The organism is Variovorax sp. GW822-FHT04A09, from assembly GCF_058801005.1.
This window is the reverse complement of sequence record NZ_JBXAMV010000003.1, coordinates 713,572-730,287: the sequence shown is the minus strand read 5'-3', so window position 1 is coordinate 730,287 and position 16,716 is coordinate 713,572. Positions and strand designations below refer to the sequence as shown.

Annotated in this window: 17 protein-coding genes; 5 read left to right on the top strand and 12 right to left on the bottom strand. The window is 69.1% G+C overall.

Going from position 1 to position 16,716, the window contains the following annotated elements; genetic code table 11:
* Positions 1-16: 16 nt before the first annotated feature.
* From AC1RLW_RS19965 to AC1RLW_RS19945, 5 genes are read right to left on the bottom strand one after another with little or no spacing between them, the layout of a single operon-like run.
* Positions 17-727, bottom strand: a complete 711-nt coding sequence (locus AC1RLW_RS19965) for an ABC transporter ATP-binding protein (protein WP_492741256.1) — start codon at positions 725-727, stop codon at positions 17-19.
* A complete protein-coding gene (locus AC1RLW_RS19960) occupies positions 724-1,473 on the bottom strand; it encodes an ABC transporter ATP-binding protein (RefSeq protein WP_493194647.1) in 750 nt (249 codons plus the stop codon). The genes AC1RLW_RS19965 and AC1RLW_RS19960 overlap by 4 nt, the downstream gene beginning before the upstream one ends.
* Positions 1,470-2,402: a branched-chain amino acid ABC transporter permease gene (locus AC1RLW_RS19955; protein WP_493194646.1), complete on the bottom strand. Its 933-nt coding sequence runs from the start codon at positions 2,400-2,402 to the stop codon at positions 1,470-1,472. The genes AC1RLW_RS19960 and AC1RLW_RS19955 overlap by 4 nt, the downstream gene beginning before the upstream one ends.
* Positions 2,399-3,277, bottom strand: a complete 879-nt coding sequence (locus AC1RLW_RS19950; protein WP_369644538.1) for a branched-chain amino acid ABC transporter permease — start codon at positions 3,275-3,277, stop codon at positions 2,399-2,401. Before AC1RLW_RS19950 ends, AC1RLW_RS19955 begins: the two co-directional genes overlap by 4 nt.
* Before the next feature lie 4 nt (positions 3,278-3,281).
* Positions 3,282-4,472, bottom strand: coding sequence for an amino acid ABC transporter substrate-binding protein (locus tag AC1RLW_RS19945; RefSeq protein WP_095743865.1), 1,191 nt, complete (start codon positions 4,470-4,472; stop codon positions 3,282-3,284).
* 212 nt (positions 4,473-4,684) lie between these two features.
* Between AC1RLW_RS19945 and AC1RLW_RS19940 the strand changes: the two genes are divergently transcribed.
* The 5 genes from AC1RLW_RS19940 (at position 4,685) to AC1RLW_RS19920 (ending at position 8,281) form a co-directional block, all read left to right on the top strand.
* Complete coding sequence (locus AC1RLW_RS19940) at positions 4,685-5,644, top strand: AraC-like ligand-binding domain-containing protein (protein ID WP_493194644.1); 960 nt, start codon at positions 4,685-4,687, stop codon at positions 5,642-5,644.
* Between the two features lie 257 nt (positions 5,645-5,901).
* Positions 5,902-6,627 carry a hypothetical protein gene (locus tag AC1RLW_RS19935; protein ID WP_493194642.1) on the top strand — a complete coding sequence of 242 codons (726 nt, stop codon included), beginning with the start codon at positions 5,902-5,904 and terminating at the stop codon, positions 6,625-6,627.
* A 50-nt stretch (positions 6,628-6,677) separates the two neighbouring features.
* On the top strand, positions 6,678-7,154 hold the full coding sequence (locus tag AC1RLW_RS19930) for a hypothetical protein (protein WP_493194641.1): 477 nt from the start codon (positions 6,678-6,680) through the stop codon (positions 7,152-7,154).
* 93 nt (positions 7,155-7,247) lie between these two features.
* Positions 7,248-7,856, top strand: coding sequence for a flavin reductase family protein (locus AC1RLW_RS19925; RefSeq protein WP_493194640.1), 609 nt, complete (start codon positions 7,248-7,250; stop codon positions 7,854-7,856).
* Positions 7,857-7,861: 5 nt separating this feature from the next.
* Positions 7,862-8,281, top strand: a complete 420-nt coding sequence (locus AC1RLW_RS19920) for a hypothetical protein (RefSeq protein WP_493194638.1) — start codon at positions 7,862-7,864, stop codon at positions 8,279-8,281.
* Here AC1RLW_RS19920 and AC1RLW_RS19915 read toward each other — a convergent pair.
* The 7 genes from AC1RLW_RS19915 to AC1RLW_RS19885 form a co-directional block, all read right to left on the bottom strand.
* Complete coding sequence (locus AC1RLW_RS19915) at positions 8,262-8,822, bottom strand: methyltransferase family protein (protein ID WP_492741248.1); 561 nt, start codon at positions 8,820-8,822, stop codon at positions 8,262-8,264. The two genes, AC1RLW_RS19920 and AC1RLW_RS19915, sit on opposite strands and share 20 nt — an antisense overlap.
* A 29-nt stretch (positions 8,823-8,851) precedes the next feature.
* A complete protein-coding gene (locus AC1RLW_RS19910; RefSeq protein ID WP_493194635.1) occupies positions 8,852-9,610 on the bottom strand; it encodes an SDR family NAD(P)-dependent oxidoreductase in 759 nt (252 codons plus the stop codon).
* Positions 9,610-11,661 (bottom strand): phenylacetic acid degradation bifunctional protein PaaZ, encoded by a 2,052-nt coding sequence (gene paaZ / locus AC1RLW_RS19905; RefSeq protein WP_493194634.1) that lies wholly within the window; start codon positions 11,659-11,661, stop codon positions 9,610-9,612. Before paaZ ends, AC1RLW_RS19910 begins: the two co-directional genes overlap by 1 nt.
* A gap of 58 nt (positions 11,662-11,719) precedes the next feature.
* Entirely contained in the window at positions 11,720-12,451 is a 732-nt protein-coding gene (locus AC1RLW_RS19900; protein ID WP_062478652.1) for an ABC transporter ATP-binding protein, read from the bottom strand.
* Positions 12,448-14,349, bottom strand: a complete 1,902-nt coding sequence (locus AC1RLW_RS19895) for a branched-chain amino acid ABC transporter ATP-binding protein/permease (protein WP_493194632.1) — start codon at positions 14,347-14,349, stop codon at positions 12,448-12,450. The genes AC1RLW_RS19900 and AC1RLW_RS19895 overlap by 4 nt, the downstream gene beginning before the upstream one ends.
* Positions 14,346-15,374: a branched-chain amino acid ABC transporter permease gene (locus AC1RLW_RS19890; RefSeq protein WP_062478648.1), complete on the bottom strand. Its 1,029-nt coding sequence runs from the start codon at positions 15,372-15,374 to the stop codon at positions 14,346-14,348. The genes AC1RLW_RS19895 and AC1RLW_RS19890 overlap by 4 nt, the downstream gene beginning before the upstream one ends.
* 152 nt (positions 15,375-15,526) lie before the next feature.
* On the bottom strand, positions 15,527-16,672 hold the full coding sequence (locus AC1RLW_RS19885; RefSeq protein WP_070063655.1) for an ABC transporter substrate-binding protein: 1,146 nt from the start codon (positions 16,670-16,672) through the stop codon (positions 15,527-15,529).
* Positions 16,673-16,716: the final 44 nt, after the last annotated feature.

The following is a 16,716-nucleotide window of genomic DNA, read 5'->3' as shown; positions in this document are numbered from 1 at the left end:
GGAAGAGGAAGGGTGTTCAGGCCACGCCCAGGTAGGCCTGGCGCACGGCGTCGGAATGCAGCAGCGCCTGCGCTTCGCCCGAGGCGACGACGCGGCCGCGCTCGAGCACGTAGCCGCGGTCGGCGGCCTGCAAGGCCTTGCGCACGTTCTGTTCGACCATGAGCACGGTCACGCCCTGGTCGGCGATGCGGCGCACGATGGCGAGCAGCTCGTCGACCATGCGCGGCGCCAGGCCGAGCGAGGGCTCGTCGAGCATCAGCAGGCGCGGCCCGCTCATCAGGGCGCGCGCCACGGCGACCATCTGCTGCTCGCCGCCGCTCATGGTGCCGGCGAGCTGCGTGGCGCGTTCCTTCAGGCGCGGAAAGTCATCGAAGGCGCGCGCGAGCCGCTCGGCGCGCAGCCGCGCGGGGATGAGCCAGCCGCCGAGCTCGAGGTTCTCGGTGACGGTCATCTGCGGGAACAGCTGCCTACCTTCTGCCACCAGCGCGAGGCCACGCCGCACGCAGGCTGTGGCATCGGCGGACGGCAAGGCCGCACCGTCGAGCACCGCGTCGCCCGTGCGCGGCAGCAGCCCCGCGAGCGCCTTGAGCAGCGTGGTCTTGCCCGCGCCGTTGGGTCCGAGCACGACGGTGACGCCGGGCGTCACGTCGAGGTCCAGGCCCTGGATGACCTGGAAGCCGTGGTAGCCGGCCGAGAGGCCGCGCACGGTCATGAATGTGCCGCTCATGCCGTGGCCTCCATCTCGTCGCCCAGGTAGGCCTCGATCACCTCGGCATTGCGCACGGCCTCGGCCGGCGTGCCGTCGGCGATCTTGCGGCCCTGGTGCAGCACCAGCACGCGCTCGACGTACTTCAGCAGCGTGGTCACCGCGTGCTCGATCCACACGACGGCGAGGCCGTGGTCGTCGCGCAGGCGGCGGATGCGCCGCGCCATGGCATCGACCTCCGCCTCGGTGAGGCCGGCCGCCACTTCGTCGAGCAGCAGCACGCGCGGCCGGGTGCCGAGCGCCATGCCGATCTCGAGCAGCCGCTGCTGCGAGGGCGTGACGTCGGCCGCGATCTGCGTGGCGAGGCCGCCCAGGCCCAGCATGTCGAGGATCTCGCCGGTGCTGCCCAGGCCTGCGATGGGCGCGCGGCGGCGCCCCGCGAACTGCATGCCGAAGCGCACGTTGTCCTCGAGCGTCATGTCGGCCATCACGCGCGGTGTCTGGAAGGTGCGCGCGATGCCGTGGGCGGCGTACAGGTGCGGGCCGCGCCGCGTGAGGTCGACGTCGCCTTCCACCAGCAGCTGCCCCGAGGTCGGCATGACCACGCCCGAGATCGCGTTGAAGAAGGTCGTCTTGCCCGCGCCGTTGGGGCCGATGATGCCGACCAGCTCGCCCGCGTGCAGCGTGGCGCTCACGGCATCGACGGCGGTGAGTCCGCCGAAGCGCACCGTGAGGTCGCGGGCTTCGAGAAGCGGCGTGGCCTTCATGGTGCGTGCCTCCGCAACGCGGCCGCCTTGCGCTGCCACAGCGACGCGAGGCCGTTGGGCAGGTACATCACGCACAGGATGAGCAGCAGCCCCAGCACCATCATGTAGCCGTAGGGCAGCTGCAGCCGCAGTGTCTCCGACAGCAGGCTGAACACGATGGCCGCGGCCACCGGCCCGCCGATGCTGGCGGCCCCGCCGATCATCGCGATCAGCACGGTCTGGAAGCCGATGAAGGGGCTGAACACGGCGGCCGGTTCGATGTAGGTCCAGCGCACGGCCATCGCGGCGCCCACCGCGCCGGCGAAGGCGGCGGTGAGTGCGAAGCCGGCGATCTTCACGCGGCGCGTGTCCACGCCCAGTGTCTGCGCGCGTTGCTCGTCGGCACCGATGCCGGCCAGCGCCAGGCCGAAGCGGCTGCGCTTCACGAGCAGCGCCGTGGCAATGGCCGCACCCGCAATCGCCAGCACCGTGAGGTACACCGTCTCGTTCGACGGCACCACGGTGAGCACGCGGCCCACCGTGCCCGACACCTGCTTTTCGACGAAGGTGACCGCATGGCGGATCAGCTCGGTCATGCCGAAGGTCAGCACCGCGAAGTAGGTGCCGCGCAGGTGCAGCACGGCCGCGCCCATCAGCACCGCCACCGCGCTCGCGATGGCCGCGCCGCTCAGGATGACCAGCGGCCACGGCAGCACCTCGAGCAGCGTCGCGCTCGCATACGCGCCCAGGCCGAAGAAGGCCGAGGTGGCCAGAGACAGGTAGCGCGTGGCACCGCAGAACAGCGACCAGCTCGTGGCCAGCGCGATGTACATCAGGCAGCCGAGCGCGACCGAGGCGATGAACTCGCTCGCGACCCACGGCACGGCGGCTGCCAGCGCGAGGCCGATGCAAAGCACCCACCACGGTTTGTTTTGAAAAAGGGAATTCATCTTCTGGAGAACAGTCCGTTGGGCCGCCAGATCAGCACGCCGATGAACACGGCGTACGACAGCAGCATCTTGAGCGAGGGGCTCGTGTAGTACATGCCCAGCGCTTCCACCACGCCCAGCAAGAGGCCGCCGACGAGGCTGCCTGCGATGCTGCCGAAGCCGCCGAGGGTGATGACGATCAGCGCCGTCACGGTGTAGGGCTCGCCCATCGAGGGCGAGATCTCGTAGGTCATCGACAGCAGCGCGCCGGCCACGCCCGACAGGCCCAGGCCGATGCCGAACATCAGCGGGTGCAGCCGCTTCGTGTTGATGCCCACGAGCTGCGCGCCGGTGGGCGACTGCATCAGCGCGCGCACCGCCTTGCCCAGCAGCGTGAGCTTGAGCAGCGCGATGAGCACGAGGCTCAGCGCCAGCGCCACGCCGAACAGCACCAGCTTGTTGGCGGTGAAGCGCATCTCGCCCAGCTGCACCGGCTCGGCCAGGTAGTCGTAGCCGCGCAGGTCGCCGCCCCACACGAGCAGGGCGGTGTTCTGCACGAAGAACATCAGGCCGAAGCCGACCATCAGGCTGCGCGCCTCGAACACGTCGACGTTCGGCGCGCGCGCCGCCACCTGGCGAAAGCACAGCCAGTGCACCGCCATGCCCAGCGCCATCAGCAGCACGAAAGCCACCGGCATGAACAGGAGCGGCGAGATGCCCAGCGCCGTGTGCGCCCACCAGGTGAGAAAGGCGCCGAGCATCAGGAACTCGCCGTGCGAGATGTTCATGATGCGCATCAGCCCGTACTGCAGGTTCAGTCCGATGGCCACCAGCGCATAGATGCCGCCCGTGATCAATCCGCCGGCCAGGAGCTCGGCCCATCCAGAGAACGACACGCTGTTATTTCCAGGCCGGCTTCGGCATCAGTTGCGCGGTGGCACGGTCTTTGGGCCACACCACTTCGAAGTCGCCGCCCTGCCACTGCGACACGGTGCCGGGGATCGACGCGTTCTCGCTGCCCTCGAAGCGGATCGGCCCGAGGATGGTCTTGAACTCGTTCTTCGCGATCTGCTCGCGCAGCGCCTTGCGATCGAGGCCCACCTTCTCCACCGCCTGCTGCAGGATCTGCAGGCCGGCCCATGCGTGGCCGCTGGCCCAGCGGTCGGGTTCCTTGCCGAACTTCTTCGTGTGCGCGTCGAAATACGCCTTGGCCTCGGGGCTGGTCTTGCCGTTCCACGAGCCCATGCCGATCACGCCCTCGGTGTTGGCAGCCATCACGTTCTTGTAGAGCTGGAAGGCGGTGCCCACCGAGGCGTAGAAGTACTTCGGGTTGAAGCCCACCTCGCGCGCCTGCCGGCTTGCGAGGATGGTGTCCGGCGGGTAGGTGATGCCGATGAAGGCGTCGGGGTTCAGGTCCTTCATGGTGCGCAGCACGGGCGCGAGGTCTTTCACGCCCAGCGGGTAGCTCTTGCGGTCGAGCACCTGGATCTGCGTCTTCTTCAGCGCGTTGTTCAGCGCCGCGAAGTTCTCCAGCCCGAACAGGTCGTCCATGTAGACGATGGTGATGGTCTTCACGTTCTGCGCCACCAGCATGTCGACCAGCGCACCCATCATCTTGTCGGGCTGCTGCAGCAGCGAGAAGAAGAAGGGCAGGCGCATGTCGATGAGCTTGCGCGACAGGGCCGTGGGCGCCAGCAGCGGGTAGCCGAAGCGGTTGGCCAGCGGCGCGACCGCGAAGTTGGCGCCCGATCCCCAGGGCGGCAGCACGAGATCGACCTTGTCGCTGCCCATGAGCTTCTCGAAGGTGCGCACGCAGGTCTCGGTCTCGCTGCGGTCGTCGTAACCGATCAGCTCGATGGGCCGCTTCGTGCCCTTCACCGACAGGCCGCCCGCGGCGTTGACCTGCTCGGCCCACAGCAGGTAGTTGGGTTCCTGGCTCACCTGCGCGCCCGCGGCCCAGGGGCCGGTGCGGGCGATGGCGTAGCCGATGCGAACGGGCGCGCTCTGCGCGAACAGCTGCGGCGCGACGGCGGCCGCGCCCAGCGCGGTGGCCGTGCCCTGGATCCAGTGGCGGCGGGTGGGGTGAAGCATGGAGGTCTCCTTCCGGGCGTCGGTATGCGCCCGCTGACCGGGATCGTAGAAACGCACGCCCTTTGCCGCTGTGCCTGCCGCGCACAAAGCACTTGACGCAGCGTGCAGGCGCCTAGTGGTTAACCCGCAAAGGCGAGGGCTTTGCGGGCACTCCACAATGCGCGGCATCCCGCTGCCGTGCTGCAATCTTTCGTCTTCACTGCTTTCGCCCCATGACCGCGTCCCTGCTCCTGTCCACCGACGCCATCCCGCCGAAGGAACGCGGGCCGCTGTGGTGCGAGTGGGTGTGGCGTCACTTCGGCGGCCTCGGCTCCGACCTGTACGGCGACAGCGATTTCGACGGCCACCTGGCGTCCTCGCACGCGGGCGACGTGATCCTCACGCGGCTCGAGGCCAACCGGCATCGCGTCTTGCGCACGCCGCAGATGGCGCGCCTGAGCGATGCGCCCTACCTGAAGATCGTCGCGCCCTGGCAGGGCTCGGCCGAGGTCACGCAGCGCGGGCGTGCGGCGGCGGTGCGCGCGGGCGGCTGGACGCTGTACGACACCACACTCGACTACACCGTGGCCAACCCCGAGCGCAGCGACCACCTCATCGTGATGCTGCCGAAAGACCAGATCGCCTCGCCCGCGCTGCCGCTGGGCGACCTCGTGGCGCGACGCATCGGCGGCGACAGCGGCATCTCGCGCGTGGCGCTGGAGACCATGCGCAACACCTACCTGGAGCTGCCCCACATGAGCGAGGCCGCCGCGCGCGGCGCGGGCGAGCTGCTGATCCAGCTGGTGCGCCTGTCGCTCATGGAGCTCGCGGGCCGCAGCACCGCCCAGACCCAGCGCGAGGCGCTGAAAGACCGCATCCACCGCCACGTGGCGCAGAACCTGCGCGACCCGGCGCTGTCGATCGACGGCATGGCGCTGGCCCTGCGTTGCAGCAAGCGCCTGCTGCACCAGGCCTTCGCGGGCGACGACGACACGCTCACCGGCTACATCCAGCACCAGCGGCTGGCGGCCAGCATCCGCGACCTGATCGACCCCGCGAACGCCGCGCGCTCCATCACCGACATCGCGCTGGGCGCGGGCTTCAGCAACCTCTCGCACTTCAGCCGCGTGTTCCGCGCGCACACGGGCGGCAGCCCGAGCGAGTTCAGGCGGCAGGCGATGGTGCCGCGTTGATCGTGCGGGTGCGCGTCGCACACCGCGCGCTGCTTGCAGAGTTGCCATGAATGCTTAAGCAGCGCTTGTGTCGAAGCAGGCATCAAACTTAAATCTTCTCGGTTAACTGGTTTCGCGGCAGGCGTTCTCGGCTCAAAAAAAAGATGCTTTAACGCATGCGCAACCTCGAGAGCGACGCTTCCCGCTGGTATGGTCGTGCGCGCAATTCAGCTCCACGCCACCACGCCCGTTGTCGACGCATTGGGTACTTGCTTCACATGCCCCTTCGTCACGACCGCATCTTTCCGCGCTACGCGTTCTACTGTGTGCTGGCCGGCCTGGCCGCGATCTATGTCTTCTGCGCCATGGTGCTGGTGCCGGCCAGGATCTACATCCTTCCGTACCTCATCACGCCGGACTTCGTGCGCTACAAGGGCGCGTTCTTCGTGCTGGTGCTGGCGATCCCGGCCGCGATCTACCTGATCTGCTGGAAGGGCAGCGACTTCTTCGCGTGGCTGCGCACCCCGCAGGTGCTGACGCTGACCGCGCACGGCCTGCAGCTGGGCACGCAGACCATCGCCTTTGCCGACGTGACGCGGCTGCGCCATCGCCACAACCGCAACCACCTGCTGCTCACCACCCGCGACGGCCAGACGCTGCGCCTGCGGCTCGACCTGTGGGACGACCCGTATGCGCTCGTTGTCGAAGTGGAAGAGGCCGTCGGCGAGGTGCTGCGCCACGACGTCGAGCGGCGCCTGCATGCGGGCGACACCGTGCCCTTCGGCGCGCTGGCGCTCAATGCGGAAGGGCTGGTGCACAAGGGCCAGCTCATCGCGTGGTCGAGCATCGACACCATCCGCACGCAATCGGACGCCGAAGCGATGGACGTCGACGAGCACCTGCTCATCGTCGCCAACGGCAAGACCCGCAAGATCGATCGCTCCAAGATCGACAACGAACCGGTGCTGATGGTGTGCCTCATGCAGCGCCTGCCGTCGGCCTGAGCCCCTTTTCTTTTTCTTTCTTCAATCTCCAAAGTACAGCGACTCACAAAATGGAAATCTACAGCTCCGCCAGCCAACAGGAAAAAACCCGCCAGGACCGCCCCGTCTTCTACTCCCGCACGCGGCTGATCGCCGGTGCCACGCTCTGGGTGGTGGTGGCGCTCGTGCTCGCCGTGCTGTGCATCCGCGCGCAGGATAAGAACATCGGCATCCTCATCGCGGCGGGCTTCGGCCTGCTGGCCGCGTGGCTGGCCGTCAAGTGCATCCGTACGCTGGCCAACATCGCCACGCCCGCCTTCGTCATCGGCCGCCAGGGCCTGACCTTCGAGAACGGCCTGCTGCTGCCGTGGCACAACATCGTCGAGAACACCTGGGTCAACCAGGACTACATGGGCATTCCCATCGGCAAGCAGATCCAGATCAAGACCGACCTGCCCAAGCCGAAGGCCCGCGTGCTGCGCCGCGCGACGGCGCTGGAGATTTCGGGCGACGAGTACCTCGCCCTGTGCGACGCCTACGCGGCGTGACGGGCAAACAACCGCGCGTTTGAGCCGCCCGGCGCCTGCTGGTAGGCTGGCGGGCCGCCATCCTCCGGGCTCGCTTTCGCGGGCCCCACGCGCATGAACGCCTCTCACCGCCGGCCGGTTCCGCTGAACAAGGCCTACCGTCTCCTGAACCACGGACCCACCGTCCTCGTGAGCGCCGCGCACGACGGCCGGCGCAACATCATGGCCGCGGCGTGGGCGATGCCGCTGGACTTCGATCCGCCCAAGGTGGCGGTCGTGCTCGACAAGAGCACCTGGACGCGCGTGCTGCTCGAAGGCGCGGGCACCTTTGCGCTGCAGGTGCCCACGCGCGCGCAGCTCGACCTGACCGAGGCGCTGGGCAACAGCTCGGGCCGCGAGATCGCCGAGCGCGACGGCAGCGACAAGTTCGCCGCCTACGGCCTCTCGACCTTCGCGGGCGAGGCCACCGGCACGCCGCTGCTCGAAGGCTGCGCGGCCTGGCTCGAATGCCGGCTGCTGCCCGAGCCGCCGATCCAGCAGCGCTACGACCTGTTCCTGGGCGAGGTGATCGCGGCGCAGGCCGATGCGCGCGTGTTCTCCGAAGGCCGCTGGCATTTCGAGGGCCACGGCGAGCTGCGCACGCTGCACCATGTGGCGGGCGGGCACTTCATCGTCGATGGCGAGGCGGTCGATGCGAAGGCGCTGCCGCGTTTGACACCGTAGCCTGCATGCCGGACCTGAATCAGATCATCACCGTCGTCGGCTACAGCCTCATGGGCCTGCTGGCGGCCATGATGGGTTCGCTGGGCCTGGCCGCGCTGTGGACCTGGCGCGACTGGCCCGGCGCCGACCGCCTGACCGGCCTGGCCGCGCGGCTGGCGATCCTCACGTGGATGGTGGGTGGCGTGATGCTGGTCGCCGGCGGGCTGGCGATGGCCGGCCTGGCGGTCTGGGTCATCTTCTGGGCGTCCAAGCCGCTGCCGTCGACACTGCTCGGTATCGCGGGCTACGTGGCCTCGCGGGCCGTGCTCGTGGTCATGGCGGTGCTGCTGGTGCGCAAGGGCGGGCTGGTGCTCGCGGCCTGGTGGGGCGCGAGGAACGAAGAGGGCGCGTCCGAAGCGCCCGGCGCTACAGCACGAAAGGAATGAAGCGTCGCGTGCCGCGCATGTACGCGCGGTAGTCGTCGCCGAAATGCGCGAGGCATTCCTTTTCGTCGCGCAGCGCCGTCAGGAAAAGGAACAGCGTGGCCGCGAGCACCAGCGCCAGCGTGAGCCAGGTGAACTGCTTGAGGAACGCGCCCCAGGCCAGCAGCATCAGCGCCGTGTACATCGGGTGGCGGATGTAGCGGAAGGCGCCGGTGGTCACCAGCGCCGAGGTCTTTTCAAAACCGTACAGGGCCGGGTCGTCGTTGCGCGCCTCGCTCGGCTTGCCCTGCGCCTTGAGCAGCCGCACCGCGTGGATCGGCAGCCAGATCGACAGCGCCAGCAGCACGCACGAGAGCAGCTGCGTGAACGAGAGCGGATCGACATGCCACACCGGCAGGTTCAGCACGATCAGCACCAGCATGCATTCCCACGCGAAGAAGCGGTAGAAGCCGTGCGAGCCGGGCTGGCTCAGCGGCCCGCGCGACACGTACAGCAGCGCGGCCGTGCCGGCGACGAAAAGAAAGAGCTGGAACCAGAGGAGCATGGCGGCCGAATTTACACGGCCCGCAAGACTCAGCCGGAGATCGAAAACCCGCCGTCGACCGGGATGGCGGTGCCGGTCACGTAGTCGGAGGCGGCGCTGGCCAGGAACACGGCCGTGCCCGCGATGTCCGAAGGCTGGCCCCAGCGGCCGGCGGCGGCGCGCGTCTTCACGCGCTCGTACAGGCCCGGGATCTGAGTGCGCGCACCGTCGGTCAGCTCGGTCTCGAACCAGCCCGGAAGGATGGCGTTGACCTGGATCTGGTCGGCCGCCCACGAGAGCGCGGTCGACTTGGTGAGCTGCACGATGCCGGCCTTGCTTGCGGCATAGGCCGGGGCGTAGGGTGCGCCGAAGATCGACATCATCGAACCGATGTTGATGATCTTGCCGCCGCCCGCCTTCTTGAGATGCGGGTGCGCGGCGCGGCTGCACAGGAAGGCGCTGGTGAGGTTGGTGTCCATCACCTGGTGCCACTCGGCCAGCGCAAGCTGGTCGACGGGCTTGCGCACCGTGGTGCCGGCGTTGTTCACGAGGATGTCGAGCCGGCCGCAGCGCGCGGCGACCTCGTCGAAGGCCTTCTGCACCGAGGCTTCGTCGGTCACGTCGAGCGCGAGCGCGAAGCTGTCGCTGCCCAGGGCCTTCAGTGATTCGACCGCGGCGGCCGACTTCTGTGCATTGCGCGCCGCAATGACGACGCGGGCGCCGGCCTTGGCCAGGCCCTGTGCCATGCCGAGACCGATGCCGCCGTTGCCGCCGGTGACGAGCGCGACTTTGCCTGTGAGATCGAACATCAGGTGGTTTCTGGTTTCTTGGAGACGAGCGTCAGGATATCGTAGCTCGCGACCAGCTCGCCGAGCTGGTTGGTCACCTCCACGTCCCAGGCCACCACGCCCTGGCCCTGGCCGCTCGCGTCCTTCTTGTTGCGGTCGATCTTGCGCTTGCAGGTCAGGCGCGCCTGGATGGTGTCGCCGATGCCCACGGGCTTGACGAAGCGCAGCGTGTCCAGGCCGTAGTTGGCCAGCACCGGGCCGGGCGAGGGCGACACGAACAAGCCCGCGGCCGCCGACAGCACGAAGTAGCCGTGCGCGATGCGCTTGCCGAAGGGCGAGGCCTTGGCCGCCTCTTCGTCGAAGTGCATGTAGAAGTAGTCGCCCGAGATGCCGCCGAAGGCGACGATGTCGGCTTCGCCCACCGTGCGGCGGTGCGTGAGCAGCGAGTCGCCGATGCGCAGTTCTTCGAAGTAGCGGCGGAAGGGATGCACCTCGCTCTCGCGCAGCGCGGCGCCGCGCACGTGCTCGCCGGTCACGGCCGCGAGCATGGTGGGCGAGCCCTGCAGCGCGGCGCGTTGCAGGTAGTGCTTCACGGCGCGCAGGCCGCCGAGTTCTTCGCCACCGCCCGCGCGGCCCGGGCCGCCGTGCTTGAGCACCGGCAGCGGCGAGCCGTGGCCGGTCGATTCGGCGGCGGCCTCGCGGTCGAGCACCAGCAGGCGGCCGTGCCAGGCGGCGGCGACCGGAATGGCCTTGACCGCGATGGCCGGGTCGCGCGTGACGAGCGTGCCCACGAGGCTGCCCTTGCCGCGCGCGGCCAGCGCCAGTGCTTCGTCGATGCCGTCGTAGGGCATGAGCGTGCTGACGGGGCCGAAGGCCTCGACGTCGTGCGCCGCATCGTGTTCGAGCGGCTTGCGGCTCAAGAGCAGCGTGGGCGCGAAGAACGCGCCTTCGCTCACGCCGTCGCCCACGGGCGAGAAGCCGTCGCGCGCGCCGTACACCAGCTCCGCGCCCTGCAGCAGCGTGGCGACGCGCTCGGCCACGTCGGCCTGCTGGTCGCGCGAGGCGAGGGCGCCCATGCGCACGTCTTCGCGCGACGGATCGCCGATGACGGTCTTGGCCAGTCGTGCGCGCAGCTTCTCGGCCACGGCATCGAGGTGCTGGCGCGGCACGATCGCGCGGCGGATGGCCGTGCACTTCTGGCCGGCCTTGATGGTCATCTCGCGCGCCACTTCCTTCACGAAGAGATCGAACTCCTCGTCGTCGGGCGTCACGTCGGGCGCGAGGATCGCGCAGTTGAGCGAGTCGGCCTCGGCGTTGAACGGGATCGACTGGCGCACCAGGTTCGCGTTCACGCGCAGCTTCGCGGCGGTGTCGGCCGAGCCGGTGAAGGTGACCACGTCGGGCCCTTCGAGGCGGTCGAGCAGGTCGCCCGTACTGCCGATCACGAGTTGCAGGCTGCCTTCGGGCAGGATGCCCGACTGCACGATGAGCTTCATCAGCGCTTCGGTGAGGTAGCTGGTGGCCGTGGCCGGCTTGCCGATGCAGGGCATGCCCGCCAGGAAGCTGGGCGCGAACTTCTCGAGCAGGCCCCACACCGGGAAGTTGAAGGCGTTGATGTGCACCGCCACGCCGCCGCGCGGCACCAGGATGTGCGTGCCCGCGAAGCCGCCCTTCTTGCCCAGCGGGAAGGCCGGGCCTTCGTGCACGAGGTTGCCCGAGGGCAGCTCGTTGGTGCCGATGCTGGCGTAGGCGCTGAGCGTGCCGGCGCCGCCTTCGATGTCGATCCAGCCGTCGGCGCGCGTGGCGCCCGTGTGGGCCGACACGGCATACAGCGCTTCCTTGTTCGCGGCCAGGTACTTGGCCAGCGCCTTCAGGCGTTCGGCGCGCTGCTGGAAGTCGAGCTTCATGAGCGCGGGGATGCCGACGCGGCGCGCGTGCGCCAGCGCCTCGGCGAAGTCGATGGCCTCGGCGTGCGTGCTCGCAACGGCCTGGCCGTTGACGGCGCTGCGCAGCGATTGCGCGGCCTGCTGGCCGATCCAGCGGCCGGCGATGTAGCTTTGAAGGGTGGTCATGGCGCGTGTCCTTTGAAGAGGGAAGGCGCAGCGGCGCGGTGCGCGCGCTGCGCGGGGGTCATTTCTTGTTGCCGATGCCCAGGTAGGTATCGATGATTCGCTGGTCGTGCAGCAGATCGCCGGCGTTGCCTTCGAGCGCCACCGCGCCCATTTCGAGCACATAGGCACGGTCGGCCACCTGCAGCGCGGCGCGGGCGTTCTGTTCCACCAGCAGCACCGACACGCCGTGCTTGCGCAGCTGCGACACCACGCGCAGCACCTCGCGCACCACCAGCGGGGCCAGACCCAGCGAGGGTTCGTCGAGCATCAGCAGGCGCGGGCGCGCCATGAGCGCGCGGCCGATGGCCAGCATCTGGCGCTCGCCGCCCGAGAGCGTGGAGGCCATCTGCGGACGGCGTTCCTTCAGGCGCGGAAAGATCTCGAAGATCTCGTCCATGCGCGCGCGCTGGTCGCGCTGGCCCTTGCGCCACTGGTAGAAGCCGCCGAGCAGCAGGTTGTCTTCGACCGACATCTCGCCGAACAGCTCGCGCCGCTCGGGCACCAGCGCCACGCCGCGCGCCACCATGGTCTCGACGCCGGGGCGCGCGATGCGCTCGCCGTCGAGCGAGAGCTTGCCGGTCGACTGGAGCAGGCCCATGGCCGCACACAGCAGCGTGGTCTTGCCGGCGCCGTTGGGGCCGATTACGGTGACGATCTCGCCTTCGTTCACGTGCAGGCGCACGCTGTGCACCGCCTCGACGGTGCGGTAGGCGACGCAAAAGTCTTCCAGTTGAAGGATCGGGTGGCTCATCGGGCGTCTTCCAGCAGTTCGTCGTCGGCGCCGCCCAGGTAGGCCTCGAGCACGCGCGGGTTGGCCTGCACTTCGGCCGGTGTGCCGGTGGCGATCACGGTGCCGAACTCGAGCACGGTGATGCGGTCGGCGAGGTTCATCACGAACTCCATGTCGTGCTCCACCACGAGGATGCCCAGGCCTTCGGCACGCAGCTGGCCCAGCAGCTCGGAGAGCGCGCGCTTTTCCAGGTGACGCAGGCCGGCGGCGGGTTCGTCCAGCAGCAGCACCGAGGGCTGGCCGGCGAGCGCGCGGGCGATCTCGACCACGCGCTGCTGCCCCAGCGACAGCGACGCGGCCGGCGTGTCGGCGTGCGCGCCGAGGCCGCAGCGCTCGATCTGCTTGCGGGCTTCGGCCATCAATGCAGCCTCTTCGGCGCGGTCCAGCCGCAGCATTGCCGCGAGCCAGCCGCGTTTCGCGCGCAGGTGCGCGCCGAGCGCCACGTTCTCGACCACGCTGCGCTGGCCCAGCAGGCGCACGTGCTGGAAGGTGCGGCCCAGGCCGCGCGCCGCGAAGGCGCGCGAGGGGCGGCCCGACATGGCATCGCCTTCGAGCCGCACTTGGCCCGAGCTGGGGTCGTCCACGCCCGAGATCATGTTGAAGAAGGTGCTCTTGCCCGCGCCGTTCGGGCCGATCAGCGCATGGATCTCGCCGGCCTTCAGCGTCATCGAGATGTCGTTGTTGGCGATGAGGCCGCCGAAGCGCTTGCTGACCGCGTCGGCCTGCAAGAGCATCGTGCCTGCCGCCGGCAGCACGCGCTGCGCGAGCTGCGCCGCCGGTGCGGCTGCGTTGGCGGCGGGCGCCTTGGCCACCGGCCGCACCCAGCGGCTCACGAGCCGCGCCAGCGTGGGCCACAGGCCGTCGGCAAAGCGCTGCAGCACGAACAGCATCAGCAGGCCGAACACCACCACCTCGAAGTTGCCGCTGGTGCCCAGCAGCGCGGGCAGGATGTCCTGCAGTTTCTCTTTCAGCAGCGTGATCAGCGTGGCGCCGAGCACCGCGCCCCACAGGTGGCCCGCACCGCCGACCACCGCCATGAACAGCATCTCGATGCCGATGTTCAGGTTGAAGGGCGTCGGGTTCACGAAGCGCTGCATGTGCGCGTAGAGCCAGCCCGACACGGCCGCCAGCAGCGCGGCCAGCACGAACAGCTTGATGCGGTGGCGCGCCGTATCGACGCCCATCGATTCGGCCATGAGCCGGCCGCCCTTGAGCGCGCGGATGGCGCGGCCTTCGCGCGAGTCGAGCAGGTTGTGCAGCGCCCACAGCGCCAGCAGCAGCACGGCCCAGATCACCACGCCGAGCGCGCGCGGCGAGGCCAGCGAGATGCCCGCCACCACCAGCGGCGGCACGCCCGTGATGCCGGTCTGGCCGCCCAGGAACTCCATGTTGCCGAGCAGGAAGTACAGGCTCAGGCCCCAGGCGATGGTGCACAGCGGCAGGTAGTGGCCCGACAGCTTGAGCGTGACCGCGCCGAGCGCCCAGGCCAGCGCGAAGGTCAGCACCAGCCCGAGCAGCAGGCCGAGCCACGGCACCAGCGCCGAACCGGCGAGGCCGCCGAGCCAGCCCGCGGCCGTGGGCGAGGTGCAGATCCACGCGGTGGCGTAGGCGCCCATGCCGACGAACGCGGCCTGGCCGAAGGAGGTCATGCCGCCCACGCCGGTCAGCATGACCAGTCCGGCGGCCACCAGCGCATACAGGCCGATGTTGCTGAGCACCGCGACCGTGAAGTCGGGCAGCCAGCCCCAGGCCAGCGCGAGCGCCACGATGCACACCAGCGTGAGCGTGCGCGGCGTGACCAGCGGACGGCCCGCGTGCGCGGCGGTGGCGGGCGAAGATGAAGTCGACGGCGCGCTCATTCCTCGTCCTCCACGTGGTGGCTGCGCAGCGAACGCCACCACAGCACCGGAATGATCAAAGTGAACACCAGCACTTCCTTGTAGGCGCTGGCCCAGAACGAAGAGAAAGCCTCCAGCAGGCCGACCAGCAGCGCGCCCGCGAGCGCCAGCGGGTAGCTCGCGAGCCCGCCGACGATGGCGGCCACGAAGCCCTTCAGGCCGATGAGAAAACCGGTGTCGTAGTAGACCGTGGTGATCGGTGCGATCAGCAGGCCCGACACCGCGCCGATGAGCGCGGCGAGCGCAAAGCTCAGGTCGCCCGACAGCTCGGTGGGAATGCCCGAGAGCCGCGCGCCCACGCGGTTGATGGCGGTGGCGCGCAGCGCCTTGCCGACCATGGAGCGGCCGAAGAACCAGAACATCGCAATCACCAGCAGCAGCGTGACGCCCACCACCACGAGCGACTGGCCGCTCACGGGGATGCCGCCGATGTCGAAGCGCACGTCCGAGAACGGCGTGGTGCGCGAGCCTTCGGCACCGAAGAAGAACAGGCCCAGGCCGACCAGCACGCCGTGCAGCGCGACCGAGACGATCAGCAGCATCAGCACCGTGGCGTCGGCCAGCGGGCGGTAGGCCAGGCGGTACAGCAGCGGGCCCAGCGGCGCGATCAGCACCAGCGTGGTCACCGCCTGCATGGTCATCGACGTGGGCTTGAGGCCCAGCACCAGCACCGCGGCGATCGCCGGGAAGGCCACGCACCAGGTGAAGGCCGAGCGCCAGTCGATGGTCGCGCCGCGCTTCCAGCGCCACACCTCCACGGCCAGTGCCATGACGCCCAGCGCCACCAGCAGCCACAGCGTGGCCGGCGTGCGCCCGCCCTGCAGCGCCGCCATCGAGAGCGCGCCGAAGGCGACGAACTCGCCCTGCGGAATGAAGATCACGCGCGTGACCGAAAACACCAGCACCAGCGCGAGCGCCATCAGTCCGTAGACCGCGCCGTTCACGATGCCGTCCTGCCCCAGCAACAGGGCAATCTGCAAGTCCATATGAAAACCTTCGGGCGGGGCCCGTGCGTCAGATCAGATCAAGAGCGACCGTCGTTGCGGTCGTTGCCACGCACACCAGCGTGGCCTGTTCCAGAAACACCGAGGAACCGGCTTCGCCGGCCCTCAGGTGTTGCCCCTGGAAGGGGGATGGCTCAGGGCTGGAATTTCCAGGCGCCGTTTTCGATCTTGACCATCACGCGGGCGCGCTGGTCCAGGCCCAGGTGGTCGGCCGCGGTCATGTTGAACACGCCGTGCGCGCCCGACACGTCCTTGGTCTGCTCAAGCGCGTCGCGCAGAGCGGCACGGAACTCGGGCGTGCCCGGCTGGGCCTTCTTCAGCGCGACCGGCACGGCCGAGCTCATCAGCAGGCCCGCGTCCCAGGCGTGCGCGCCGAAGGTCGAGACCGTGCCCTTGCCGTAGGCGGCTTCATAGGCGGCGACGTAGGCGAGCGCAGACTTCTTCACCGGGTTGCTGGCGGGCAGCTGGTCGGCCACGAGCACCGGGCCGGCCGGCAGGAAGGTGCCGTCCACGTCCTTGCCGCCCACGCGCAGGAAGTCGGCGTTGGCCACGCCGTGCGTCTGGTACATCTTGCCGGTGTAGCCGCGCTCCTTGAGCGTCTTCTGCGGCAGCGCGGCCGGCGTGCCGGAGCCGGCGACCAGCACCGCGTCGGGCTTGGCCGACATGAGCTTCAGCGCCTGGCCGGTGACCGAGGTGTCGGAGCGCGCATAGCGCTCGTTGGCCACGATCTTGATCTTCTTCAGGTCGGCGGCTTTGGCGAATTCCTGCGACCAGCCTTCGCCGTACGCGTCGGAGAAACCGATGAAGCCGACGGTCTTCACGCCGTTGGCGGCCATGTGCTCGGCGATGGCCAGCGACATCATGATGTCGTTCTGCGGCGTCTTGAAGACCCACTTCTTCTTGGCGTCCATCGGCTCGATGATGCGGGCCGAGGCGGCCACCGAGATCATCGGCGTCTGCGCCTCGCTGGCCACGTCGATCATCGCGAGCGAGGCCGGCGTGGTGGTCGAGCCCAGGATCACGTCGACCTTGTTCTCGGCGATCAGCTTGCGCGTGTTGTTCACGGCGGCCGTGGTGTCGGAGGCATCGTCCAGCACGATGTAGTTGATCTTCTGCCCGCCGATCGTCTTGGGCATCAGCGCGATGGTGTTCTTCTCGGGGATGCCGAGCGACGCCGCCGGCCCGGTGGCCGAGATGGTCACGCCGACGTTGACGTCGGCCCAGGCCGAGAGGGCCGTGGCGCACAGGGCGGCGATCAGCAGGGGCTTGAAGAATTTCATGGTTGGTTTGTCTCCGGGTTGAAAGGGGAAAGGCCGAGGAAAAA

Bases quoted from the DNA above. Each gene is read 5' to 3' on its own strand.
- AC1RLW_RS19960 (WP_493194647.1), bottom strand. From the start codon at position 1,473: ATGAAGGCCACGCCGCTTCTCGAAGCCCGCGACCTCACGGTGCGCTTC.
- AC1RLW_RS19890 (WP_062478648.1), bottom strand. From the start codon at position 15,374: ATGGACTTGCAGATTGCCCTGTTGCTGGGGCAGGACGGCATCGTGAAC.
- AC1RLW_RS19915 (WP_492741248.1), bottom strand. From the start codon at position 8,822: ATGCTCCTCTGGTTCCAGCTCTTTCTTTTCGTCGCCGGCACGGCCGCG.
- AC1RLW_RS19945 (WP_095743865.1), bottom strand. From the start codon at position 4,472: ATGCTTCACCCCACCCGCCGCCACTGGATCCAGGGCACGGCCACCGCG.
- AC1RLW_RS19955 (WP_493194646.1), bottom strand. From the start codon at position 2,402: ATGAATTCCCTTTTTCAAAACAAACCGTGGTGGGTGCTTTGCATCGGC.
- AC1RLW_RS19935 (WP_493194642.1), top strand. From the start codon at position 5,902: ATGCCCCTTCGTCACGACCGCATCTTTCCGCGCTACGCGTTCTACTGT.
- AC1RLW_RS19965 (WP_492741256.1), bottom strand. From the start codon at position 727: ATGAGCGGCACATTCATGACCGTGCGCGGCCTCTCGGCCGGCTACCAC.
- AC1RLW_RS19910 (WP_493194635.1), bottom strand. From the start codon at position 9,610: ATGTTCGATCTCACAGGCAAAGTCGCGCTCGTCACCGGCGGCAACGGC.
- AC1RLW_RS19885 (WP_070063655.1), bottom strand. From the start codon at position 16,672: ATGAAATTCTTCAAGCCCCTGCTGATCGCCGCCCTGTGCGCCACGGCC.
- AC1RLW_RS19920 (WP_493194638.1), top strand. From the start codon at position 7,862: ATGCCGGACCTGAATCAGATCATCACCGTCGTCGGCTACAGCCTCATG.
- AC1RLW_RS19930 (WP_493194641.1), top strand. From the start codon at position 6,678: ATGGAAATCTACAGCTCCGCCAGCCAACAGGAAAAAACCCGCCAGGAC.
- AC1RLW_RS19925 (WP_493194640.1), top strand. From the start codon at position 7,248: ATGAACGCCTCTCACCGCCGGCCGGTTCCGCTGAACAAGGCCTACCGT.
- AC1RLW_RS19940 (WP_493194644.1), top strand. From the start codon at position 4,685: ATGACCGCGTCCCTGCTCCTGTCCACCGACGCCATCCCGCCGAAGGAA.
- AC1RLW_RS19895 (WP_493194632.1), bottom strand. From the start codon at position 14,349: ATGAGCGCGCCGTCGACTTCATCTTCGCCCGCCACCGCCGCGCACGCG.
- paaZ (WP_493194634.1), bottom strand. From the start codon at position 11,661: ATGACCACCCTTCAAAGCTACATCGCCGGCCGCTGGATCGGCCAGCAG.
- AC1RLW_RS19900 (WP_062478652.1), bottom strand. From the start codon at position 12,451: ATGAGCCACCCGATCCTTCAACTGGAAGACTTTTGCGTCGCCTACCGC.